Genomic DNA, 18,950 nt, shown 5'->3' with positions numbered 1-18,950 from the left:
GTAGTTTTAACTTTTAGGGAACATCGCTCTTTATAAGCAATTCTTTATCAAAACGCGATTCCTTGAGCGCTTCCTTGACACGCTTCAAGTTATCTCTGAATTTTGCCCCGCGACGCAGGGTAAAGCCGGTCGCCAGCACGTCAATCACCGTCAGCTGCGCCAGACGCGACACCATCGGCATATACATATCCGTGTCTTCCGGCACATCAAGAGTAATGGCGAGCGTGGCTTCTCGCGCCAGCGGCGTGCCTGCCGTGGTGAGCGCAATGACCATCGCGTCGTTTTCCCGCGCCAGCTGCGCCAGCTCGACCTGGCTCTTGGTGCGCCCGGTATGTGAGATAAGCACCACAACGTCATCTTCGCTACAGTTCATACAGCTCATGCGTTGCAGGACAATGTCATCGGAATAAATCACCGGGACATTGAAGCGGAAGAATTTATTCATGGCGTCGTGCGCCACCGCCGCCGACGAACCCAGGCCGAAGAAGGCGATTTTTTTGGCCTGCGTCAGCAGATCCACCGCCCGGTTTACCGAGGCCATATCCAGCGACTGGCGCACATGGTCGAGCGTGGCCATCGCGGATTCGAAAATTTTGGCAGTGTAGGCATCAACGCTGTCGTCTTCATCGACATTGCGATTAACATAGGGCGTACCGTTTGCCAGACTTTGCGCCAGATGCAGTTTAAAATCGGGGAAGCCTCGGGTTTCGAGGCTGCGGCAGAATCGGTTAACCGTCGGCTCGCTGACGCCCGACTCCTGCGCCAGAGCGGCGATGCTTGAATGAATGGCCTGAGCGGGCGAGGCGAGAATAACTTCAGCCACTTTTCGCTCGGATTTGCTAAGGTGTTCCAGTTGAAACTGGATTTTTTCCAGCATGTTCATTAGTAACAAGCGCTCATGGGTGAAAACGATTTTATTAATCGATGAAATCCTGATTCGATTTAGCCGATATTACCCCTGCGATCTCTATAAAGGGTAATGTACGACAAGAAATGTTGTTGTTTTTTTTCATAACTTGATCGCTGTCGGGTTTTGCAATGGCTCGCGAGTACAAAGATTCAACGGATCCCACGACGTTTCCGATTATTACGCCCTAAAGGTGTGAAAAATCACGGTATCGCACGTGACGTTAAGCGCTAATGGTTTCGGGAATGACGTAAAAGCAGTACAGTGCATTGTAATAAAATTACAACGATGCCTGGCAGAAGTACCAGGTTATCTAACTGAGGAGAATGACATGGCGGTAACGCAAACAGCCCAGGCATGTGACCTGGTCATTTTCGGCGCGAAAGGCGATCTTGCACGCCGTAAATTGCTGCCTTCCCTGTATCAACTGGAAAAAGCGGGCCAGCTTCATCCGGACACCCGTATCCTGGGCGTCGGCCGCGCTGACTGGGACAAGGACGCATATACCAAAGTCGTGCGTGAAGCGCTCGAAACCTTCATGAAAGAGAAAATCGATGAAGCGTTGTGGGACACGCTGAGCGGACGCCTCGATTTCTGCAACCTGGACGTGAACGACGTGAGCGCATTTAGCCGTCTGAGCGCAATGCTGGACCAGGAAAAACGCGTCACCATCAACTATTTCGCCATGCCGCCAAGCACCTTCGGCGCCATCTGCAAAGGGCTCGGTGAAGCGAAGCTGAACGCCAAACCGGCGCGCGTGGTGATGGAAAAACCATTGGGCACCTCTCTTGCTACCTCCCGCGAAATCAACGACCAGGTGGGCGAGTATTTCGAAGAGTGCCAGGTGTACCGTATCGACCACTACCTCGGTAAAGAGACCGTACTGAACCTGCTGGCGCTGCGCTTTGCTAACTCCCTGTTCGTAAACAACTGGGACAACCGCACTATCGATCACGTGGAAATTACCGTGGCCGAAGAGGTGGGCATTGAGGGCCGCTGGGGTTACTTCGACCAGGCTGGTCAGATGCGCGACATGATCCAGAACCACCTGCTGCAAATTCTCTGCATGATCGCCATGTCTCCGCCGTCCGATCTCTCTGCTGACAGCATCCGCGACGAAAAAGTGAAGGTGCTGAAATCCCTGCGCCGCATCGATCGCTCAAACGTGCGCGAAAAAACCGTGCGCGGTCAGTACACCTCCGGCTTTGCTCAGGGCAAAAAAGTGCCTGGCTATCTGGAAGAAGAGGGCGCGAACAAAACCAGCAGCACCGAAACCTTTGTCGCTATCCGCGTGGATATCGATAACTGGCGCTGGTCCGGCGTGCCGTTTTACCTGCGTACCGGTAAACGTCTGCCAACCAAGTGTTCTGAAGTGGTGGTGTACTTCAAAAACCCGGAACTGAACCTGTTCAAAGAGTCCTGGCAGGAGCTGCCGCAGAACAAGCTGACCATTCGTCTGCAACCGGACGAAGGCGTGGATATCCAGATCCTCAACAAGGTGCCAGGGCTTGATCATAAGCACAACCTGCAAACCACCAAGCTCGATCTGAGCTACTCCGAAACCTTCAACGAAACGCACCTGGCCGATGCTTACGAGCGTCTGCTGCTTGAAACAATGCGTGGCATTCAGGCGCTGTTCGTGCGTCGTGATGAAGTGGAAGAGGCGTGGAAATGGGTTGACTCCATTACCGAAGCCTGGGCTGCGGATCAGGATGCACCGAAACCGTATCAGGCGGGAACGTGGGGACCTGTCGCGTCTGTGGCGATGATCACCCGCGATGGCCGCTCCTGGAACGAGTTTGAGTAAGATTTCCCTCTAATCCGGAGGTGTTATTTTACCGGTAACATGATCTGGCACAGCCAGCGACACTTTTTTCTTCTTTTAAGCTCCGTGTGGATTCACCCACGGAGCTTTTTTTATTACACTGCCGGAAGTGATTTTGCCCCTGAGCTCCGGACAGCAAGCGTTTCAGCGTTGTTAACGACTGCAATACACTTTGTAAACTCCCGAGCACGGACAGATAAATTTGAGGAGCTTTTATGAATCCGACATTGTTACGCGTAACACAGCGCATTGCTGAGCGCTCAAAAGAGACCCGTTCTGCCTACCTCGCCCGCATCGAACAGGCCAAAACTGAAACCGTTCACCGCTCCCAGCTGGCCTGCGGTAACCTGGCGCACGGCTTTGCCGCCTGCCAGCCGGGTGATAAAGACGCGCTGAAAAGCATGCTGCGTAACAATATCGCCATCATTACCGCCTATAACGACATGCTTTCCGCGCACCAGCCGTATGAGGTCTACCCAAATATCATCCGTAACGCGCTGCACAGCGTGAATGCCGTCGGGCAGGTTGCGGGCGGCGTGCCGGCAATGTGCGACGGGGTGACTCAGGGCCAGGACGGCATGGAGCTCTCCCTGCTGAGCCGCGAAGTGATTGCCATGTCTGCGGCGGTGGGCCTCTCACATAACATGTTCGACGGCGCGCTCTATCTCGGCGTGTGCGACAAAATTGTCCCGGGCCTGGTGATGGCGGCGCTCTCGTTTGGCCATCTTCCTGCCATCTTCGTGCCGTCAGGCCCGATGGCAAGCGGTCTGCCGAACAAAGAGAAAGTGCGTATTCGCCAGCTGTATGCGGAAGGCAAGGCCGATCGCCAGGCGCTGCTGGAAGCGGAAGCGGCCTCTTACCATGCGCCGGGCACCTGTACCTTCTACGGGACGGCGAACACCAACCAGATGGTGGTGGAATTTATGGGGATGCAGCTTCCTGGCTCGTCCTTTATTCAGCCGGATGCCCCGCTGCGTCAGGCGCTGACCGAAGCGGCGGCTCGTCAGGTGACGCGCCTCACCGGCAACGGCAACGAGTGGATGCCGATGGGCAAGATGGTTGACGAGAAGGTGATCGTCAACGGTATCGTCGCGCTGCTGGCGACCGGCGGCTCGACCAACCACACCATGCATATGGTGGCGATGGCGCGCGCGGCGGGCATTCTGATTAACTGGGATGACTTCTCCGATATCTCCTCCGTGGTGCCGCTGATGGCGCGTCTGTACCCGAACGGCCCGGCAGATATCAACCACTTCCAGGCGGCGGGCGGCGTGCCGGTGCTGATGCGCGAGCTGCTGAAGGGCGGTCTGCTGCATGAAGATGTCAACACCGTGGCGGGCTTCGGCCTGAAGCGTTACACCCTGGAGCCGTGGCTGAACAACGGCGAGCTGGACTGGCGTGAAGGGGCGAGCGAGTCTCTGGATGCGCAGGTTATCGCCACGATCGATAAGCCGTTCTCCCCGCACGGCGGCACCAAGGTGCTGAGCGGCAACCTGGGACGCGCGGTGATGAAGACCTCCGCCGTGCCGGAAGAGAACCAGGTGATTGAAGCGCCAGCCGTGGTCTTCGAGAGCCAGCACGACGTTCTGCCCGCCTTCGACGCGGGTCTTCTCGACAAAGATTGCGTGGTCGTGGTCCGTCATCAGGGGCCAAAAGCGAACGGCATGCCAGAATTACATAAACTTATGCCACCGCTTGGTGTATTATTGGACCGCCGTTTCAAAATTGCGCTGGTGACCGATGGACGACTCTCCGGTGCATCAGGTAAAGTGCCATCAGCAATCCACGTCACCCCGGAAGCCTACGACGGCGGACTGCTGGCAAAAGTACGCGATGGCGATACGATCCGCGTCAACGGCCAGACAGGTGAACTGACCCTGCTGGTGGATGAGGCCGAACTGGCTGCCCGTCAGCCACATATTCCTGACCTGCGCGCGTCGCGGGTCGGTACGGGGCGTGAAATGTTCAGCGCGCTGCGCGAGAATCTTTCCGGTGCGGAACAGGGCGCGACCTGTATTACGTTTTAAGACGACTTGAATTATCGATCTGGCGAGAGAAACTCTGATGAAAAACTGGAAAACAAGTGCAGAAGCAATCCTGAAAACTGGCCCTGTCGTGCCGGTTATCGTAGTGAACAAACTGGAACACGCTGTGCCGATGGCAAAAGCGCTGGTTGCCGGCGGCGTTCGCGTTCTGGAAGTGACCCTGCGTACCGCGTGTGCAATGGACGCGATCCGCGCCATCGCCAAAGAAGTGCCGGAAGCGATTATCGGTGCGGGTACGGTTCTGAATCCTCAGCAGCTGGCCGACGTGACCGAAGCGGGCGCGCAGTTCGCCATCAGCCCGGGCCTGACCGAGCCTCTGCTGAAAGCGGCAACCGAAGGGACTATTCCTCTGATCCCGGGCATCAGCACCGTGTCTGAACTGATGCTGGGTATGGACTACGGCCTGAAAGAGTTCAAATTCTTCCCGGCTGAAGCGAACGGCGGTACCAAAGCGTTGCAGGCGATTGCGGGTCCATTCTCTCAGGTTCGTTTCTGCCCGACCGGCGGCATCTCTCCAGCGAACTACCGCGATTACCTGGCGCTGAAAAGCGTGCTGTGCATCGGCGGCTCCTGGCTGGTTCCGGCGGATGCGCTGGAAGCGGGCGACTGGGATCGCATCACTAAACTGGCTCGCGAAGCGGTTGAAGGCGCGAAGCAGTAAGTCTTAGCAGAATGAGAAGCGGGCCATCTGGCCCGCTTTTTTTATCCTGAAACCTTCACGTTCGCGGCGGCGGCTTTCGCTCTCGCTACCGCATCATCCACGTTATCCCCGGTGGCTAACGCCACGCCCAGACGACGCGTGCCGTCGATCTCCGGTTTACCGAACAGACGCACCTGTAACCCTGCGCCCACCGCCCCTTCGACATTATCGAAAGTGACGTTCTGGCTAGTTAGCTGCGGCAGGATCACCGCCGATGCCGCCGGGCCATGCTGGCGAATGCCGCCAACCGGCAGGCCGAGGAAGGCGCGCACGTGCAGGGCGAACTCGGAGAGATCCTGAGAAATCAGCGTCACCATGCCGGTATCGTGCGGGCGAGGGGAGACTTCGCTGAAAATCACCTCGTCACCGCACACAAACAGCTCCACGCCGAACAGGCCATAACCGCCCAGCGCCAGCACCACCTTACGGGCGATCGCCTGCGCGCGTTCCAGCGCCAGCGCGCTCATCTGCTGCGGCTGCCAGGATTCACGGTAGTCGCCGTCTTCCTGTCGATGGCCGATGGCGTCGCAGAAATGCACGCCGTCGACGGCGCTGACCGTCAGCAGGGTAATTTCGAAATCAAACTTCACCACGCCTTCTACAATCACGCGACCCGCGCCTGCACGACCGCCCTGTTGGGCGTAATCCCAGGCCCTGTCGAGGGTGGCGCCGTCGCGGATAAAGCTCTGACCCTTACCGGAAGAGCTCATAACCGGCTTAATGATGCACGGGTAGCCAATCTCTTCCACGGCCTGAAGAAACGTCGCTTTGCTGTCGGCAAACCGGTAGCTGGAGGTTGGAAGGGAGAGCTCTTCCGCTGCCAGGCGACGAATGCCTTCGCGGTTCATGGTGAGCTTCGCGGCGTTGGCGCACGGCACCACGCGCTGGCCTTCCTGCTCAAGGGCAATCAGGGTGTCGGTAGCGATGGCTTCGATCTCGGGGACCACGAAATCGGGCTTTTCCTCGGCAATCAGCGCGCGCAGGGCATCGCCGTCCAGCATATTAATGACGTGCGCGCGATGGGCTACATGCATGGCGGGCGCGTCGGGATAACGATCCACAGCGATCACCTCAACGCCTAAACGCTGACATTCAATGGCTACCTCTTTGCCCAGCTCCCCCGAGCCAAGCAGCATTACGCGAGTGGCTGCCGGACGCAGCGCGGTTCCTAAACGAGTCATAACATCCCCCTGAAAAAGTTGCGCGCAGTATAAACGAAAACGTTTGCGTCTGTCTTCACTCAGGCTGAAAGAGGCGAGGCGGAATTTGCGCTTCTTTAGCGCAGCCAGACGTTTCCTGACGCCCGCTCGCTTAGGCTTGGGAAAGTGTCCACCGTTAAGTGAGGAAAATCATGTCAGGCTGGTTAAATCAATTGCAATCCATGTTGAGCCAAAAAAGCGCATCATCCGGCGAGCAGGGGCTGAGCAAACTGCTGGTGCCGGGGGCGTTAGGCGGGCTGGCGGGCCTGCTGGTGGCGAATAAATCCTCGCGCAAGCTGCTCGCGAAATATGGCACCGGCGCGCTGCTGGCGGGCGGCGGGGCCGTTGCCGGAACGGTGCTGTGGAACAAATACAAGGACAAGATCCGCTCCGCCCATCAGGATGAGCCGCAGTACGGACAGCAGGTTTCCCCGATGGATCTGCGTACGGAGCGGCTGATCCTTGCCCTGGTCTTTGCCGCGAAAAGCGATGGTCATATCGACGATAAAGAACGTTCCGCCATCGAGCAGCAGCTTAGTGAGGCAGGCGTAGAGGAGCAGGGCAGAGCGCTGGTGGCGCAGGCCATCGAGCAGCCGCTCGATCCACAGCGTCTGGCCGAGAGCGTAAAAAACGAGGAGGAGGCGCTGGAGCTGTACTTCCTGAGCTGTGCGGCGGTCGATATCGATCACTTTATGGAGCGTAGCTATCTGAATGCCTTAGGCGATGCGCTGAAAATTCCGCAAGAGGTGCGCGAGGGTATCGAACAGGACATTAAGCAGCAAAAACAGGCATTAAAAGGGTAGATTGCACAGAGAGTGACGATGTTTCGCTTGCATCATGCGCGTGTTTTGCCAACCTTATAAGGTGTAAAACCAAAACGAATAACGAACATGTCACCAAAAGCGGAACGAAAACCGTACGCCATTACTACCCATGGCGATACGCGCATAGACAACTACTACTGGCTGCGGGACGACTCGCGTTCCCGGCCAGAGGTGCTGGATTATCTCCATCAGGAAAATGACTATGGCCGAAAGGTCATGGCCAGCCAGCAGGCGCTTCAGGATCGCCTGTTATCGGAGATGGTGAGCCGCATCCCCCAGCGCGATATCTCTGCCCCGTGGACTAAAAACGGCTATCGCTACCGGCATATTTACGAGCCGGGAAACGAATACCCCGTTTATCAGCGCCAGTCCGTTCTGAGCGCCGAATGGGACGACTGGGACATTCTGCTGGATGCGAACCAGCGCGCGGCCCACAGCGAGTTCTACACGCTTGGCGGCATGTCGATCTCCCCGGATAACGCGATTATGGCGCTGGCGGAAGATTATCTCTCACGCCGTCAGTACGGCCTGCGGTTCCGTAATCTGGAAAGCGGCAACTGGTATCCGGAAACCCTGGTAAACGTCTCCCCGGACTTCGTCTGGGGAAATGATTCCGAAACGGTCTATTACGTCAAAAAGCACGCCTCGACGCTGCTGCCCTATCAGGTCTGGCGACATACCGTCGGCACTTCGTCCGAACAGGACGAGCTGGTGTACGAAGAGAAAGACGAAACCTTCTACGTCAGCCTGCATAAAACCACCTCGCGCCACTACGTGATTATCTTTCTCGCCAGCGCGACCACCTCTGAAGTGCTGCTGCTGGACGCGGAGCTTCCCGACGCGCAGCCGCTCTGCTTCCTGCCGCGCCGAAAAGATCACGAATACAGCCTGGACCACTTCCAGCACAGCTTTTACCTGCGCTCTAACCGCGAGGGGAAAAACTTCGGGCTGTATAAAACCAAGGTGCGCGACGAGCGGAAATGGGAAGTGCTCATTCCCGCCCGCGACCAGGTGATGCTCGAAGGCTTTACCCTCTTCACCGACTGGCTGGTGGTGGAGGAGCGCCAGCGCGGGCTGACCAGCCTGCGGCAAATCAACCGTAAAACCCGCGAAGTCACGGGAATCGCCTTTGACGATCCGGCCTACGTGACGTGGATAGGCTTCAACCCTGAGCCGGAGTCGTCGCGCCTGCGCTACGGCTACTCCTCTATGACCACCCCGGACACGCTGTTTGAACTGGATATGGACACCGGACAGCGGCAGGTGATCAAACAGGCGGAGGTGAGCGGTTTTGATTCGGAGAATTACCGCAGCGAGCATCTGTGGATTAAGGCGCGCGACGGTGTGGAGGTGCCGGTATCGCTGGTTTACCGTAAGGAGCATTTCCGCAAGGGCAAAAATCCGCTGCTGGTGTACGGCTATGGCTCGTACGGCTCCAGCATGGATGCGGACTTCAGCAGCAGCAGGCTGAGCCTTCTCGATCGCGGTTTCGTCTTTGCGATCGCCCATATTCGCGGCGGCGGCGAACTAGGCCATCACTGGTACGAAGAGGGGAAATTCCTCAAGAAGAAAAACACCTTTAATGACTACATCGACGTCTGCGATGCGCTGATTGCCCAGGGCTACGGCGACCCGCAGCTCTGCTTCGGCATGGGCGGCAGCGCGGGGGGGATGCTGATGGGTACGGTCATCAACCAGCGTCCTGAGCTCTTTAAAGGGATCGTCGCGCAGGTGCCCTTTGTTGACGTGCTGACCACCATGCTCGATGAGTCCATTCCGCTCACCACGGGTGAGTTTGAAGAGTGGGGGAATCCGCAGGACGAAACTTATTATCGCTATATGAAGGAGTACAGCCCGTACGATAACGTCGAAGCGAAAGCCTATCCGCACCTGCTGGTGACGACCGGGCTGCATGATTCCCAGGTGCAGTACTGGGAGCCGGCTAAATGGGTGGCCAAACTGCGCGAGCTGAAAACCGACGATAATCTGCTGCTGCTTTGCACTGATATGGATTCCGGGCACGGCGGGAAATCCGGGCGTTTTAAATCCTACGAAGGGGTGGCGCTGGAGTATGCCTTTTTGATTGGCCTGGCGCAGGGTACGCTGCCAGGCACATCCTCAGGCGTCGCCTAAATAGTGCTTAAGCGTTAGCCGCAGCTCCGGGCTCATTCTGTCAAGGTTGTTATACAGCCAGCGCAGATAGCCCGGATCTTTATCCGCAATTTCTGACACCGCCTTGCCGCGATATTTGCCGAAGGTGAAGGTCGTCATCAGCGCAGGGCGGCCGGTAATCGTCGCCATGTCATCCGGCGTCCAGCCCGACGTATTCATGATATCGATCAGCAGCGCCGCTGTGATGTAGCAGTCGTACAGGGCGCGGTGATGATGCAGCCCTTCCGGGGTTTTAACGCTGAGCTTGCGGGATTTGTACAGCGCCATGTTGCTGTATTTAATCCCCGGCCACAGGCGGCGGGCCAGCTTCATGGTGCAGATCCACTCGCCGGGCATTTCAGGCAACACGCGGCGGTCAAAGCTGGCGTTATGGGCCACGTACCAGGTGCTGCCGTAATAGTGCGGGATCACCTCTTCAATCCACGGCTTATCCGCCACCATTGATTCCGTAATGCGGTGGATCGCCATCGCCTGCGGGCTGATAGGGCGATCCGGGCGCACGAGATGGCTCATGGGGTTGACTATTTTTCCGTCAACCACGTCCACAGAGGCCACTTCCACTATTCCGCCCTGAAGATCGCAAGTTTCGGTATCGATGACGCGCAGCATTAATCGCTCCTGACCATAAAACGCTTAGCCTAATGGAATGATATCGCCTTGCCAACCCCGTCGGTCCCGCGAGCCGGTCAGCAGCAGCTCGCCCTTATCGGCGCGAACGATAAGCTGACCTTTCTCATCCCACAGCGCGCTTCCGCTGCGCGCGTTCGCCATCAGCACCGCAATGGCATATTTATGGGCAAAGCGCTGGAGCGCGCCGATAGACTGCCGCCAGCGATGCTCGCCCACGTCCTGGCTGCTGGTGAACAGCGCAGCCATCGGGTCGAGGATCGGCGTGTCGGCGTGGGTATCCACGATGGTGAGCTGTTTATCGCCGGGAATAAGGCTGGCGCCACCTCCCTGCGGATAGCGCAGCACCGTGTCGGAGCAGGGGCTGAAAAGCGCTAACCCCTTCTGCCGTACGCCGCCATCGTCGAGGGTGATGCCGGCAATGACCGTAATTTTGTGCAGATGGGTAGCGTTGAGAATGGGGTCGAGTTGCCGATCGCTCGGCGGTTCGGGCAAATTCGCCTCGCCGGGGCCGGTCAGGGAGAGTTCAGGAAAGACCAGGAGATCGCACCGCTGTCGGGCGGCCTCAACGATAAACCGCAAATGGTGCGCAACGTGCGCGTCCACACAGCTATCCTGGCGGACGTACTGGGCAGCAGCAATATTCCATCGAGACATTGTGACATCCTTATACACAGAGTCGCAGGGAGTTAAGAATACACCTAATTTTATAAGGGTATTCCTATATTGCCACACTGCACGTAAGGAAATGTAACACTCGATTAAGGTTACTTAACTTTCGGTTCCCAGGGTAAACGCGACAGATTCACCGAGGCCAGGCGGTGGGCGATTAACCGCTCGCGAAACCAGTCGCGCAGATGGGCAGGCTGTTCGCGCTCTACCACTTCGGCAATTACAGGCATGTTGTAGCGCTCTTTAAACGCCACGCCCGCAGCGGCAAGATCGACATTCACTTTGTCCATCTCGTCCTGAGGAAGGGCGGCCAGATTTGTCTTCATTTCCTTCTCCTTTTTTTGCGGCGGCAACGTTACCGCGATTATACGACGCTGACAAGCAGACGCAGGATGATCCTCGACTCGGATATTATACAAGGTTATCCTCTGTCCTATAGACATAACAAAAAGGAATGATTGTGATGGCTTTTTCCTCAACTCGTACCGCCTGCGCGCTGGCTTTTGTCGTTTCAACGCTAGTGGCACCTTCCGTACTGGCCCATGCGCATCTTAAACAGCAAACGCCCGCCGCTGATTCGCAGGTCGCCGCGGCGCCTAAGACGTTAACGCTGAAATTCTCCGAAGGCATCGAACCGGCGTTCAGCGGCGTCACCGTGACCGACGGGCAGCAGCAGACCGTGAAAACGGGCGCCATCGCGCTCGATGAGCAGGACAAAACGCGGGTCACCGTTCCGCTGGCCCAGCCGCTTAGCGCGGGCACGTATCTCGTGGAGTGGCTCGTGGTGTCTGTTGACGGCCACAAAACCAAGGGCAGCTACCGTTTCAGCGTGAAATAACATGCTGGCGTTAAGCTACGTCGCCCTGCGATTTGTGCATTTTGCCGCGCTGATGCTGATCTTCGGCAACGCGTTTTACAGCGCCTGGCTTGCGCCCACCGCGCTGCAACGGCTTATGACGCGGCGCTTTCAGCAGCAGCAAAAAATAGCCGCGCTGGTCAGCCTGTTTTCGGCGCTGATGATGTTTGCGCTTCAGGGCGGATTAATGGGAAACGGCTGGGGCGATGCTGTGCGCCCGGATATCTGGAAGATTGTCGCGGGCACGCAGTTTGGTAGCGTATGGCTGTGGCAGATAATCCTGGCCTTTATCACCGCCGCCGCCGCGTGGATCGCCCCGCAAAGAGGCGCACGTCGGCTCCTGCTGCTGGCGATGGGGCAATTTCTGCTGCTGGCAGGCGTTGGTCACGCGGCGATGAACGAAGGTGTAGCGGGCGCGTTGCAGCGCACCAGCCATGCGGTTCATCTGCTGTGTGCGGCGACCTGGATCGGCGGGCTGTTGCCACTGCTCTACTGCATGACGCTCGCAAAAGGGCGCTGGCAGGCGGCGGCTATCTACACCATGATGCGTTTCTCCCGCGTGGGGCACTATGCGGTGGCGGGCGTGATCCTCACCGGTATTATCAACGGGCTCTTTATCGTTGGGCTAAACGCCCCCTGGCGGACCGGATACGGCCAGCTACTGTTGTTCAAATGTGCGCTGGTGGCGATGATGGTAGCAATTGCGCTGACGAATCGGTATTTTCTGGTGCCACGCTTTGGCGCAAACGCCGGGCGAGAACAACACATATTTATCAGGATGACACAGGCAGAGGTTGTGCTGGGCGCGCTGGTACTGGCAACGGTCAGTCTGTTCGCGACCTGGGAACCCTTCTGACAAGGTTAAAACATATGAAAAAGACACTGCTTTCGCTTTTACTGCTGACCTGTACGGGAAGCGCGCTGGCTGCGCCACAGGTGATTACGGTTAGTCGGTTTGAGGTGGGTAAAGAGAAATGGGCGTTTAATCGTGAAGAGGTGATGCTGACCTGCCGTCCTGGCCACGCGCTGTATGCCATTAACCCGAGCACGCTGGTGCAGTATCCGCTCAACGATGCCGCGCAGCAGCAGGTCGACAGCGGTAAAAGCAGCGGCACGTCCATTAGCGTGATCCAGATTGACGATCCGGCAAACCCAGGCCATAAGATGAGTCTGGCACCCTTTATTGAGCGCGCCGGGAAGCTCTGCTAGCTATCGGGTTTCCAATAAAAAACCGCAGTTGCTTGTGAAAGCACTGCGGTTTTTCAGTTTATATGATGCTCTTACGCTTTTTTTCAGCCCACTTTTGCTGTGGACTGGAAAACCTGGCGCGGTCATCTATTCTTAAAGTGCCAGGCGATTTTAGCCTGCATTAATGCCAACTTTTAGCGCACGGCTCTCTCCCAAGAGCCATTTCCCTGGACCGAATACAGGAATCGTATTCGGTCTCTTTTTATCTGCCTTATAATTCAGGGGCTTACAAGGCTCGACACGAAAAACACCCGAAATGTCAGAATCAGTTCTGCGTGCCTGTTACAACAATGTAAACACTTTCGCCCTCACAGCCAAGCACTTTTCGGTCATTTTTTGGATAGATGAGCGAACTTCGGCGGTTCAGGATGTCCCCGCATAAACATATGGAGAGCCTCGGCGGTGACGGTCGTGAGGACCGGGTAAATACAGATGATGACGACGGGATTTTCGGCGTGATTTTGCACGCGATGAATGACATGCGAACAATGGAGTTTGACGATAATCCGGTGATGTAATTTGGTGACCGTAACTACACGAAAGGGCAGTTACGGTGTCTGATGATGTTCATTCCATGCAGAATACAGACATTATTAACTGTGTTTAAGCCTTGATGGTAGTTGGAAAAAATATTTTACCTTGAATAAAGTATTAGTTATAAGTCATGACGAAAGTAGCTGTACCATTTGCGCTCCCAGCGGTTACGGTATTTGAAGTCTGATAATACCGTGCTGATAATGGCACATTAAATGTACCTGCAGTTGCCGATCCGACACTTGTTGCTACATTCAGAGGCAATGCTGCATTGTTATATAGCAATTGAATACCAATCCCCGTGGATTTCACGCCACTGGTTGCAGGGTCAACGTTTATAATACCCGTGCTGGCATTAAAAGCACCGCTTGCTCCCGGGGCTACAGAAATACTGACTTTGGCGGATTTAGAACAAGACAGGGGGATTGAGAAGCCTTGGGCTGTTGAAGTACTACCTATCCCTGTAAAAGTAGTACGCTTAACATCACCCATTGGGACTGAAATATTAGTGCTGGTGACAGCACATGCGGGTATAGTTACTGAGCCTATTAATAATACTCCTGTACCTGTAGCATCCTCAACAGGGGAGGTAATTACTGCGCCAGAACCATTTAGACATTGAAGACTTCTGGTAGAAAAAGGATGTACAGAAAGGCCAGCCGCGGTTATCGAGTCAATATTTCCGGTTTTAATATACGCATAATGTATTACGGCGCTGTAAGTTCCAGCAGTTGTAGTGTTTGATAATAAAAATTTTGGGCCGCTTGTGTATGTATCTCCCCACATAGCGAAACCTACACCTGACGTGTTAGTTGAATAAACAGTCGCACCATTATATGTAACGCCGCTGACAATTGGTTTAGTAATAGTGAATATAACATAGTACGGGGGTTTATTAGTGCTGGATGGTTGCAATGTTGCTCCGGGATTAGAATTAGTATATGTTGCTGAAGTAAATTCGGTTCCAATTATTGACCCAATAGGAGCAAGGGGCGACAGCACTATATTACTCGTTAGTATTCCACTCCCTGCGCCACCTGTAGTTGTACCGCATGTGCCTGTGGCAATTGCTGATGCATAAAAAGGTATTGCTAACAAAATAAAAAATATGCTTTTCATTATTTTCATTTCCAATCCGGCTTTCATTGCTTGCTTCGTATATTTTGGCGTGTCCGTAAGACTAATATTATTTTGTCATTTTTATGGTAATTAATCACCAGCGAAGAATCCTATTGTTTTTATATAACAAAAACAATGAGTTAGCAGGTTGAAAAGGTAGGTGTGTGGTATAGTGCAGAATATTATTCTATATGATTTAATAATTTGATAACACAAGAATCTTGCGTGCGCATCCACGATAAAACCACGAATGCACACGAAAAAAGTGATAAGTGTTTGTAATTTAGTGTACGTATTTGCAACTATTTTAGATGGATTTTTGCTCGCATTTGCCCTTAACTACTTGATATTTAATAAAAACAGATAAGGGCTGGCAGAAACAGGAATCGTATTCGGTCTCTTTTTATCTGCCTTATAATTCAGGGGCTTACAAGGCTCGACACGAAAAACCCTCGAAATTTCATATCAGGTTGTGCGTGCCTGTTACAACAATGTAAACACTTTCGCCCTGACATCCAAGCACTTTTCGGTCATTTTTTAACGATATGTTGAGTGGTTTATCAACTATCTTTTTCCCGATAAAGATTAAAAGCGCGATTTCATGGCTGCTTCAATCTCATCAAGCAGTTCAAACCGGCGGCGATACTCCGCGCGCTTTTTACTGGCGATCTCTTCCAGCGATTTACGCTCCATGTGCAGCGGCAGCTGCCAGCGGAACGACGACAGCTTTTTGCCGTCGATAGACTCCCAGAACTCATCGTAGCTGGCGTGGAAGTGACGGCCTTTGCTCAGGCGATAGCGTAGCGCGCGGAACACGTGGCCCTCATCGCTCACCGCATAAATGGCCTTAACGCCCGACAGTGTCGCGAGCTTGAACAGCACTTCCATTAGTACGCGTTTGGGGAACAGCCCGTGGCAGGCGCGGGTGGCCTGCTTGATGACGTCGCGCGACACGCTGCGGCGCGGGCCTTGCAGACCGCCAATCACCAGCGCGAACTGGCCGTTCTCGCGGGTCACGCTGAAGGTCAGGCTGGCGAGCAGGGTGTTTTCGTTATCGCGCAGCCATAGGGTGCTTTCGCCCTCACGCTCTGCCTTGCTGGCGTTGGTGGCGTTGACCGAGTAACAGACGCCGTCTTTGGCATGAAACTGCACGATGGATTGCTCCTGCGGGCTGGTTAGCGCGCTTACCAGTCCGGCGTCCTTCAGCGAATCAATCCACTCGTAATGGCTGACGATGGCCTCGGCGCGATCGTTAGCATTCATCCCACGCATGAGATACTGGCGGTGCGTTTTGCTGGGCAGGGTAATCTGTGAGGCCAGCAGTTGATCAAAATCGCGTCGGCGGGAGAGCGTTTCCAGCATCCGGTGGGTCGAAGACCAGAAGAGCAGAGAGCGTAACAGAAACTTCAGTCGATACTCGCGCTTTTGCCAGATAGGGCCGGGGACGAGTTTACCTTTCACCAGATCGGAAATAATGGTTGTGCGATGCGAATGAGCGGCATCGTTTTGCAGGCGCGAATTTGACACGTAATAACCTCAGATTTTATGCATTGCATATTTTAGGGGGCATGCAAAAGCGATGAATACGGATGAAATGTTTATTCGTCATTAGTTTACTGTTTGTTTAGATTTGTTAACAGCACTCTTACGCGACTATTTGTCCCTCACTCCGCGGTGAACGCTATACTCCAGAAAGGAGGGGCTATGTATCAACGAATCGATGGCTCGCATTGGCGTCACGTCTGGGTTGTGAGCGATATTCATGGCTGTTATCAGTGGCTATTGGATGAGCTCAAACGTCGTCATTTTGATCCCCGTGAGGATTTACTGATCTCCGTTGGAGATCTTATCGATCGTGGCCCTGACAGCCAGAAGTGCCTCGCGCTGATCCACGAAAAATGGTTTCGTGCGGTACGGGGAAATCACGAACAAATGGCGCTAGATAGCCTGGACAGCAATGATTTTGCGATCTGGACAATGAACGGCGGCAGCTGGTTTGCCAGGCTTGAGAGTGCGAAACAGAAAGAAGCAGAACGCTTATTAAACGCGTGCCGCGACCTGCCGCTTATTATCGACATAACCTGTCAAAACGGCGTCAACGTTATCGCCCATGCGGATTATCCCGCTGAGGAATATTGCTGGAACAAACCCGTCAATGCGCACCGGGTGCTGTGGGATCGCAACAGGCTGATGGGGTTTATGGTGGGGAAAGGGCAGGGGATTGCGGGCGCGGATCATTTCTGGTTTGGCCATACGCCGCTGGATAAGCGCTATGATTTTGACAATCTGCACTATATCGATACCGGGGCGGTGTTTGACGGCTATTTCACGCTGGCGCAGCTACAGTGAAATAAATAACCCGCCTTCGGGCGGGTTCTTTTTAGATCAGGCAAGGCGCATGACCCAGGCATCGGTTTTGCTATCGTAATGTTCGCGGTAAAGGACGGAATGTTCTCCATCAAGGAGTGCCGGGACGCTGGTGTCGGCGTCCCAGGCATCGAGTTGCATACATAAATCCGGGTCGGATTTGCAGGGAATAATTAACGTTCGATCGCCTTGTGTTTCGCCGCGCAACTCTGCGTCGTCGATTTCAAAAGCGCCAATACGCACGCTGGTTTTCGTCATAGAGCTCTCCGGTTTGCGCTAAGAATCTGGTATGACCAGTAAAGTCACCCAATTTTTAGCCTAGTCAAGGAGAGCGAAATCGCCAGTAAAAAAGTGCGTTTTTTTCAGGCGCTGAGATCGTTACCGGTAAAAAGACGACCGTCGCGGACCAGCTCGCGCGGGTAGCTGTTTTTCAGCCGCGAGCCGACCTTCTTCGCCAGCCCCAGCGGGTAGCCCTGATAGGTCACCACCACCTCATCGTTCGATGGGGTTTCCTGCGGATAAACGTCGCGACCGCGATACCACTCTTCCGCTTCCTGATGCGTCAGGGCAAAAGTGTTGTTATCGCCTGCCAGCGCAATCACCGCCTCGTGCTGCCAGCGATAGCCTTTGTTATGCACTTCGGCAAGGCGGATCCCAATGCGGGAGAAACGTACTTTGCCGATTAGCGGCTCTATCTCCGTCGGAAACAGCCAGATCTCTTTGTCACGCACCCACAGACGCTGGTTTTCACCCCAGCACAGCCCCACCTTACGGGCGGCTTCTTCCAACTGTGCTGCTTCGCGACCTTTAACCGGCGTGAAGGGAAAATTGCCCACTTTAAATTTGGGGGCCGGGAGCGGTTCGACGGCGGCGGTTTTGCGCAGACGGGCCACGAAGAAGCCTTCACAGTCGAAAATTTGCGGGAAGACGTGCAGGAAGCCTTCCGGCGTCAGCGCCTCTTTTGCTGAATCAAACAGCGCGTCGAGGGGCAGAAACTCAACGGCGTCGGGGTACTGCGCCTTAAGCCACAGGCAAACGTCTTCGTTTTCGTCGCGGTTTAAGGTGCAGGTGGAGTAGACGAGCGTGCCGCCGGGACGCAGGGCGTGAAAGGCGCTGTCGATAAGCTCGCGCTGGGTAGCGGCAATGTCCAGATTGCTTTCAACCGACCAGTTTTTCAGCGCGTCCGGATCTTTACGCACCACGCCCTCGCCGGAGCAGGGGGCATCCAGCAGGATGGCGTCGAAGGCTTCCGGCAGCGCCGCGCCAAACACCCGGCCATCAAAGTGGGTCAGGGCAACGTTATGAATACCGCAGCGGCTGATGTTGGCATGTAACACTTTTACCCGGCTGGCGGAGAACTCGTTGGCGAGAATGGCGCCCTGGTTGCCCATGCGGGCAGCGATTTGTGTGGTTTTTGAACCGGGGGCCGCGGCCACGTCCATCACGCGGTCTGGGGCGTTGCCGTCGGCAAACAGCGCGGCAACCGGCAGCATTGAGCTGGCTTCCTGAATATAGAACAGCCCGCTCAGGTGCTCGGCGGTGCTGCCCAGCGGCAGGGCCTCTTCATCGTCACGTTCGATCCAGAACCCCTCTTCGCACCAGGGAACGGGCGTCAGCTGCCAGCGATAGGGCGACACCAGCGTCAGAAAATCGGCCACGCTGATTTTCAGGGTGTTCACGCGAATGCTGCGGCGCAAAGGACGCTGGCAGGCGGCGATAAAATCATCCATCGACAGGTGAGAAGGGAGAGCCTCGCGCATCTGCGCCAGGAATTGTTCAGGAAGAAAAACGGAGTTTTGAGCCACGGGCACACCACAGGGAATCATTCAGGCGCGCAGTGTAACATAAAGGCTCC

Annotated in this window: 19 protein-coding genes; 10 read left to right on the top strand and 9 right to left on the bottom strand. The window is 55.3% G+C overall.

Features of this window, described 5'->3' with window-relative positions; genetic code table 11:
- Positions 1-13: 13 nt before the first annotated feature.
- The gene (locus tag ACSVHP_RS05630) at positions 14-883 is read right to left on the bottom strand and encodes a MurR/RpiR family transcriptional regulator (protein ID WP_234674452.1); all 870 of its coding nucleotides are present in this window, start codon (positions 881-883) and stop codon (positions 14-16) included.
- Between the two features lie 355 nt (positions 884-1,238).
- On the opposite strand from ACSVHP_RS05630, the gene zwf reads away from it, so the two are divergent.
- The 3 genes from zwf to kdgA all read left to right on the top strand — a co-directional run bounded on the left by zwf (position 1,239) and on the right by kdgA (position 5,438).
- Positions 1,239-2,714 carry a glucose-6-phosphate dehydrogenase gene (gene zwf, locus ACSVHP_RS05625; RefSeq protein WP_234674453.1) on the top strand — a complete coding sequence of 492 codons (1,476 nt, stop codon included), beginning with the start codon at positions 1,239-1,241 and terminating at the stop codon, positions 2,712-2,714.
- Between the two features lie 233 nt (positions 2,715-2,947).
- On the top strand, positions 2,948-4,759 hold the full coding sequence (gene edd, locus ACSVHP_RS05620) for a phosphogluconate dehydratase (protein WP_234674454.1): 1,812 nt from the start codon (positions 2,948-2,950) through the stop codon (positions 4,757-4,759).
- A gap of 37 nt (positions 4,760-4,796) precedes the next feature.
- Positions 4,797-5,438: a bifunctional 4-hydroxy-2-oxoglutarate aldolase/2-dehydro-3-deoxy-phosphogluconate aldolase gene (gene kdgA, locus ACSVHP_RS05615; RefSeq protein WP_014070680.1), complete on the top strand. Its 642-nt coding sequence runs from the start codon at positions 4,797-4,799 to the stop codon at positions 5,436-5,438.
- A 41-nt stretch (positions 5,439-5,479) separates the two neighbouring features.
- Here the strand turns inward: kdgA and purT are convergent, their stop codons facing one another.
- Positions 5,480-6,658, bottom strand: coding sequence for a formate-dependent phosphoribosylglycinamide formyltransferase (gene purT, locus ACSVHP_RS05610; protein WP_447551231.1), 1,179 nt, complete (start codon positions 6,656-6,658; stop codon positions 5,480-5,482).
- Between the two features lie 170 nt (positions 6,659-6,828).
- Between purT and ACSVHP_RS05605 the strand changes: the two genes are divergently transcribed.
- Together ACSVHP_RS05605 and ptrB are read left to right on the top strand one after the other, a co-directional pair.
- Positions 6,829-7,479: a tellurite resistance TerB family protein gene (locus ACSVHP_RS05605; protein ID WP_447551230.1), complete on the top strand. Its 651-nt coding sequence runs from the start codon at positions 6,829-6,831 to the stop codon at positions 7,477-7,479.
- Between the two features lie 87 nt (positions 7,480-7,566).
- Entirely contained in the window at positions 7,567-9,633 is a 2,067-nt protein-coding gene (ptrB, locus tag ACSVHP_RS05600; protein ID WP_447551229.1) for an oligopeptidase B, read from the top strand.
- Here ptrB and exoX read toward each other — a convergent pair.
- The 3 genes from exoX to ACSVHP_RS05585 all read right to left on the bottom strand — a co-directional run bounded on the left by exoX (position 9,619) and on the right by ACSVHP_RS05585 (position 11,297).
- Positions 9,619-10,281: an exodeoxyribonuclease X gene (exoX, locus tag ACSVHP_RS05595; RefSeq protein WP_234674458.1), complete on the bottom strand. Its 663-nt coding sequence runs from the start codon at positions 10,279-10,281 to the stop codon at positions 9,619-9,621. The two genes, ptrB and exoX, sit on opposite strands and share 15 nt — an antisense overlap.
- Positions 10,282-10,305: 24 nt before the next feature.
- On the bottom strand, positions 10,306-10,956 hold the full coding sequence (locus ACSVHP_RS05590; RefSeq protein ID WP_447551228.1) for a nitrilase-related carbon-nitrogen hydrolase: 651 nt from the start codon (positions 10,954-10,956) through the stop codon (positions 10,306-10,308).
- A gap of 110 nt (positions 10,957-11,066) precedes the next feature.
- A complete protein-coding gene (locus ACSVHP_RS05585) occupies positions 11,067-11,297 on the bottom strand; it encodes a DNA polymerase III subunit theta (protein WP_234674460.1) in 231 nt (76 codons plus the stop codon).
- Between the two features lie 137 nt (positions 11,298-11,434).
- On the opposite strand from ACSVHP_RS05585, the gene yobA reads away from it, so the two are divergent.
- The 4 genes from yobA to ACSVHP_RS05565 all read left to right on the top strand — a co-directional run bounded on the left by yobA (position 11,435) and on the right by ACSVHP_RS05565 (position 13,593).
- On the top strand, positions 11,435-11,809 hold the full coding sequence (gene yobA, locus ACSVHP_RS05580) for a CopC domain-containing protein YobA (RefSeq protein ID WP_447551227.1): 375 nt from the start codon (positions 11,435-11,437) through the stop codon (positions 11,807-11,809).
- Between the two features lies 1 nt (position 11,810).
- Complete coding sequence (copD, locus tag ACSVHP_RS05575) at positions 11,811-12,683, top strand: copper homeostasis membrane protein CopD (RefSeq protein WP_447551226.1); 873 nt, start codon at positions 11,811-11,813, stop codon at positions 12,681-12,683.
- 14 nt (positions 12,684-12,697) lie between these two features.
- Positions 12,698-13,036: a YebY family protein gene (locus ACSVHP_RS05570; RefSeq protein ID WP_234674463.1), complete on the top strand. Its 339-nt coding sequence runs from the start codon at positions 12,698-12,700 to the stop codon at positions 13,034-13,036.
- 407 nt (positions 13,037-13,443) lie between these two features.
- Positions 13,444-13,593 (top strand): hypothetical protein, encoded by a 150-nt coding sequence (locus ACSVHP_RS05565; protein ID WP_447551225.1) that lies wholly within the window; start codon positions 13,444-13,446, stop codon positions 13,591-13,593.
- 133 nt (positions 13,594-13,726) lie between these two features.
- Here ACSVHP_RS05565 and ACSVHP_RS05560 read toward each other — a convergent pair whose 3' ends face one another.
- On the bottom strand, positions 13,727-14,755 hold the full coding sequence (locus ACSVHP_RS05560) for a fimbrial protein (protein WP_447551224.1): 1,029 nt from the start codon (positions 14,753-14,755) through the stop codon (positions 13,727-13,729).
- A gap of 558 nt (positions 14,756-15,313) precedes the next feature.
- Positions 15,314-16,255, bottom strand: coding sequence for a VirK/YbjX family protein (locus tag ACSVHP_RS05555; RefSeq protein ID WP_447551223.1), 942 nt, complete (start codon positions 16,253-16,255; stop codon positions 15,314-15,316).
- A 177-nt stretch (positions 16,256-16,432) separates the two neighbouring features.
- Between ACSVHP_RS05555 and pphA the strand changes: the two genes are divergently transcribed.
- Complete coding sequence (gene pphA, locus ACSVHP_RS05550) at positions 16,433-17,077, top strand: protein-serine/threonine phosphatase (RefSeq protein ID WP_447551222.1); 645 nt, start codon at positions 16,433-16,435, stop codon at positions 17,075-17,077.
- A gap of 36 nt (positions 17,078-17,113) precedes the next feature.
- On the opposite strand, the gene ACSVHP_RS05545 is transcribed toward pphA, so the two are convergent.
- Positions 17,114-17,353 (bottom strand): YebV family protein, encoded by a 240-nt coding sequence (locus ACSVHP_RS05545; protein WP_234674472.1) that lies wholly within the window; start codon positions 17,351-17,353, stop codon positions 17,114-17,116.
- Between the two features lie 104 nt (positions 17,354-17,457).
- Positions 17,458-18,900 carry a 16S rRNA (cytosine(1407)-C(5))-methyltransferase RsmF gene (gene rsmF, locus ACSVHP_RS05540; protein ID WP_447551221.1) on the bottom strand — a complete coding sequence of 481 codons (1,443 nt, stop codon included), beginning with the start codon at positions 18,898-18,900 and terminating at the stop codon, positions 17,458-17,460.
- Between the last annotated feature and the right edge of the window lie 50 nt (positions 18,901-18,950).

The sequence above is a fragment of the Enterobacter sp. 186315 genome (genome assembly GCF_053290175.1).
This window is presented reverse-complemented; position numbering and strand designations above follow the sequence as displayed.

Bases quoted from the DNA above. Each gene is read 5' to 3' on its own strand.
- ACSVHP_RS05630 (WP_234674452.1), bottom strand. From the start codon at position 883: ATGAACATGCTGGAAAAAATCCAGTTTCAACTGGAACACCTTAGCAAA.
- zwf (WP_234674453.1), top strand. From the start codon at position 1,239: ATGGCGGTAACGCAAACAGCCCAGGCATGTGACCTGGTCATTTTCGGC.
- edd (WP_234674454.1), top strand. From the start codon at position 2,948: ATGAATCCGACATTGTTACGCGTAACACAGCGCATTGCTGAGCGCTCA.
- kdgA (WP_014070680.1), top strand. From the start codon at position 4,797: ATGAAAAACTGGAAAACAAGTGCAGAAGCAATCCTGAAAACTGGCCCT.
- purT (WP_447551231.1), bottom strand. From the start codon at position 6,658: ATGACTCGTTTAGGAACCGCGCTGCGTCCGGCAGCCACTCGCGTAATG.
- ACSVHP_RS05605 (WP_447551230.1), top strand. From the start codon at position 6,829: ATGTCAGGCTGGTTAAATCAATTGCAATCCATGTTGAGCCAAAAAAGC.
- ptrB (WP_447551229.1), top strand. From the start codon at position 7,567: ATGTCACCAAAAGCGGAACGAAAACCGTACGCCATTACTACCCATGGC.
- exoX (WP_234674458.1), bottom strand. From the start codon at position 10,281: ATGCTGCGCGTCATCGATACCGAAACTTGCGATCTTCAGGGCGGAATA.
- ACSVHP_RS05590 (WP_447551228.1), bottom strand. From the start codon at position 10,956: ATGTCTCGATGGAATATTGCTGCTGCCCAGTACGTCCGCCAGGATAGC.
- ACSVHP_RS05585 (WP_234674460.1), bottom strand. From the start codon at position 11,297: ATGAAGACAAATCTGGCCGCCCTTCCTCAGGACGAGATGGACAAAGTG.
- yobA (WP_447551227.1), top strand. From the start codon at position 11,435: ATGGCTTTTTCCTCAACTCGTACCGCCTGCGCGCTGGCTTTTGTCGTT.
- copD (WP_447551226.1), top strand. From the start codon at position 11,811: ATGCTGGCGTTAAGCTACGTCGCCCTGCGATTTGTGCATTTTGCCGCG.
- ACSVHP_RS05570 (WP_234674463.1), top strand. From the start codon at position 12,698: ATGAAAAAGACACTGCTTTCGCTTTTACTGCTGACCTGTACGGGAAGC.
- ACSVHP_RS05565 (WP_447551225.1), top strand. From the start codon at position 13,444: ATGTCCCCGCATAAACATATGGAGAGCCTCGGCGGTGACGGTCGTGAG.
- ACSVHP_RS05560 (WP_447551224.1), bottom strand. From the start codon at position 14,755: ATGAAAGCCGGATTGGAAATGAAAATAATGAAAAGCATATTTTTTATT.
- pphA (WP_447551222.1), top strand. From the start codon at position 16,433: ATGTATCAACGAATCGATGGCTCGCATTGGCGTCACGTCTGGGTTGTG.
- ACSVHP_RS05545 (WP_234674472.1), bottom strand. From the start codon at position 17,353: ATGACGAAAACCAGCGTGCGTATTGGCGCTTTTGAAATCGACGACGCA.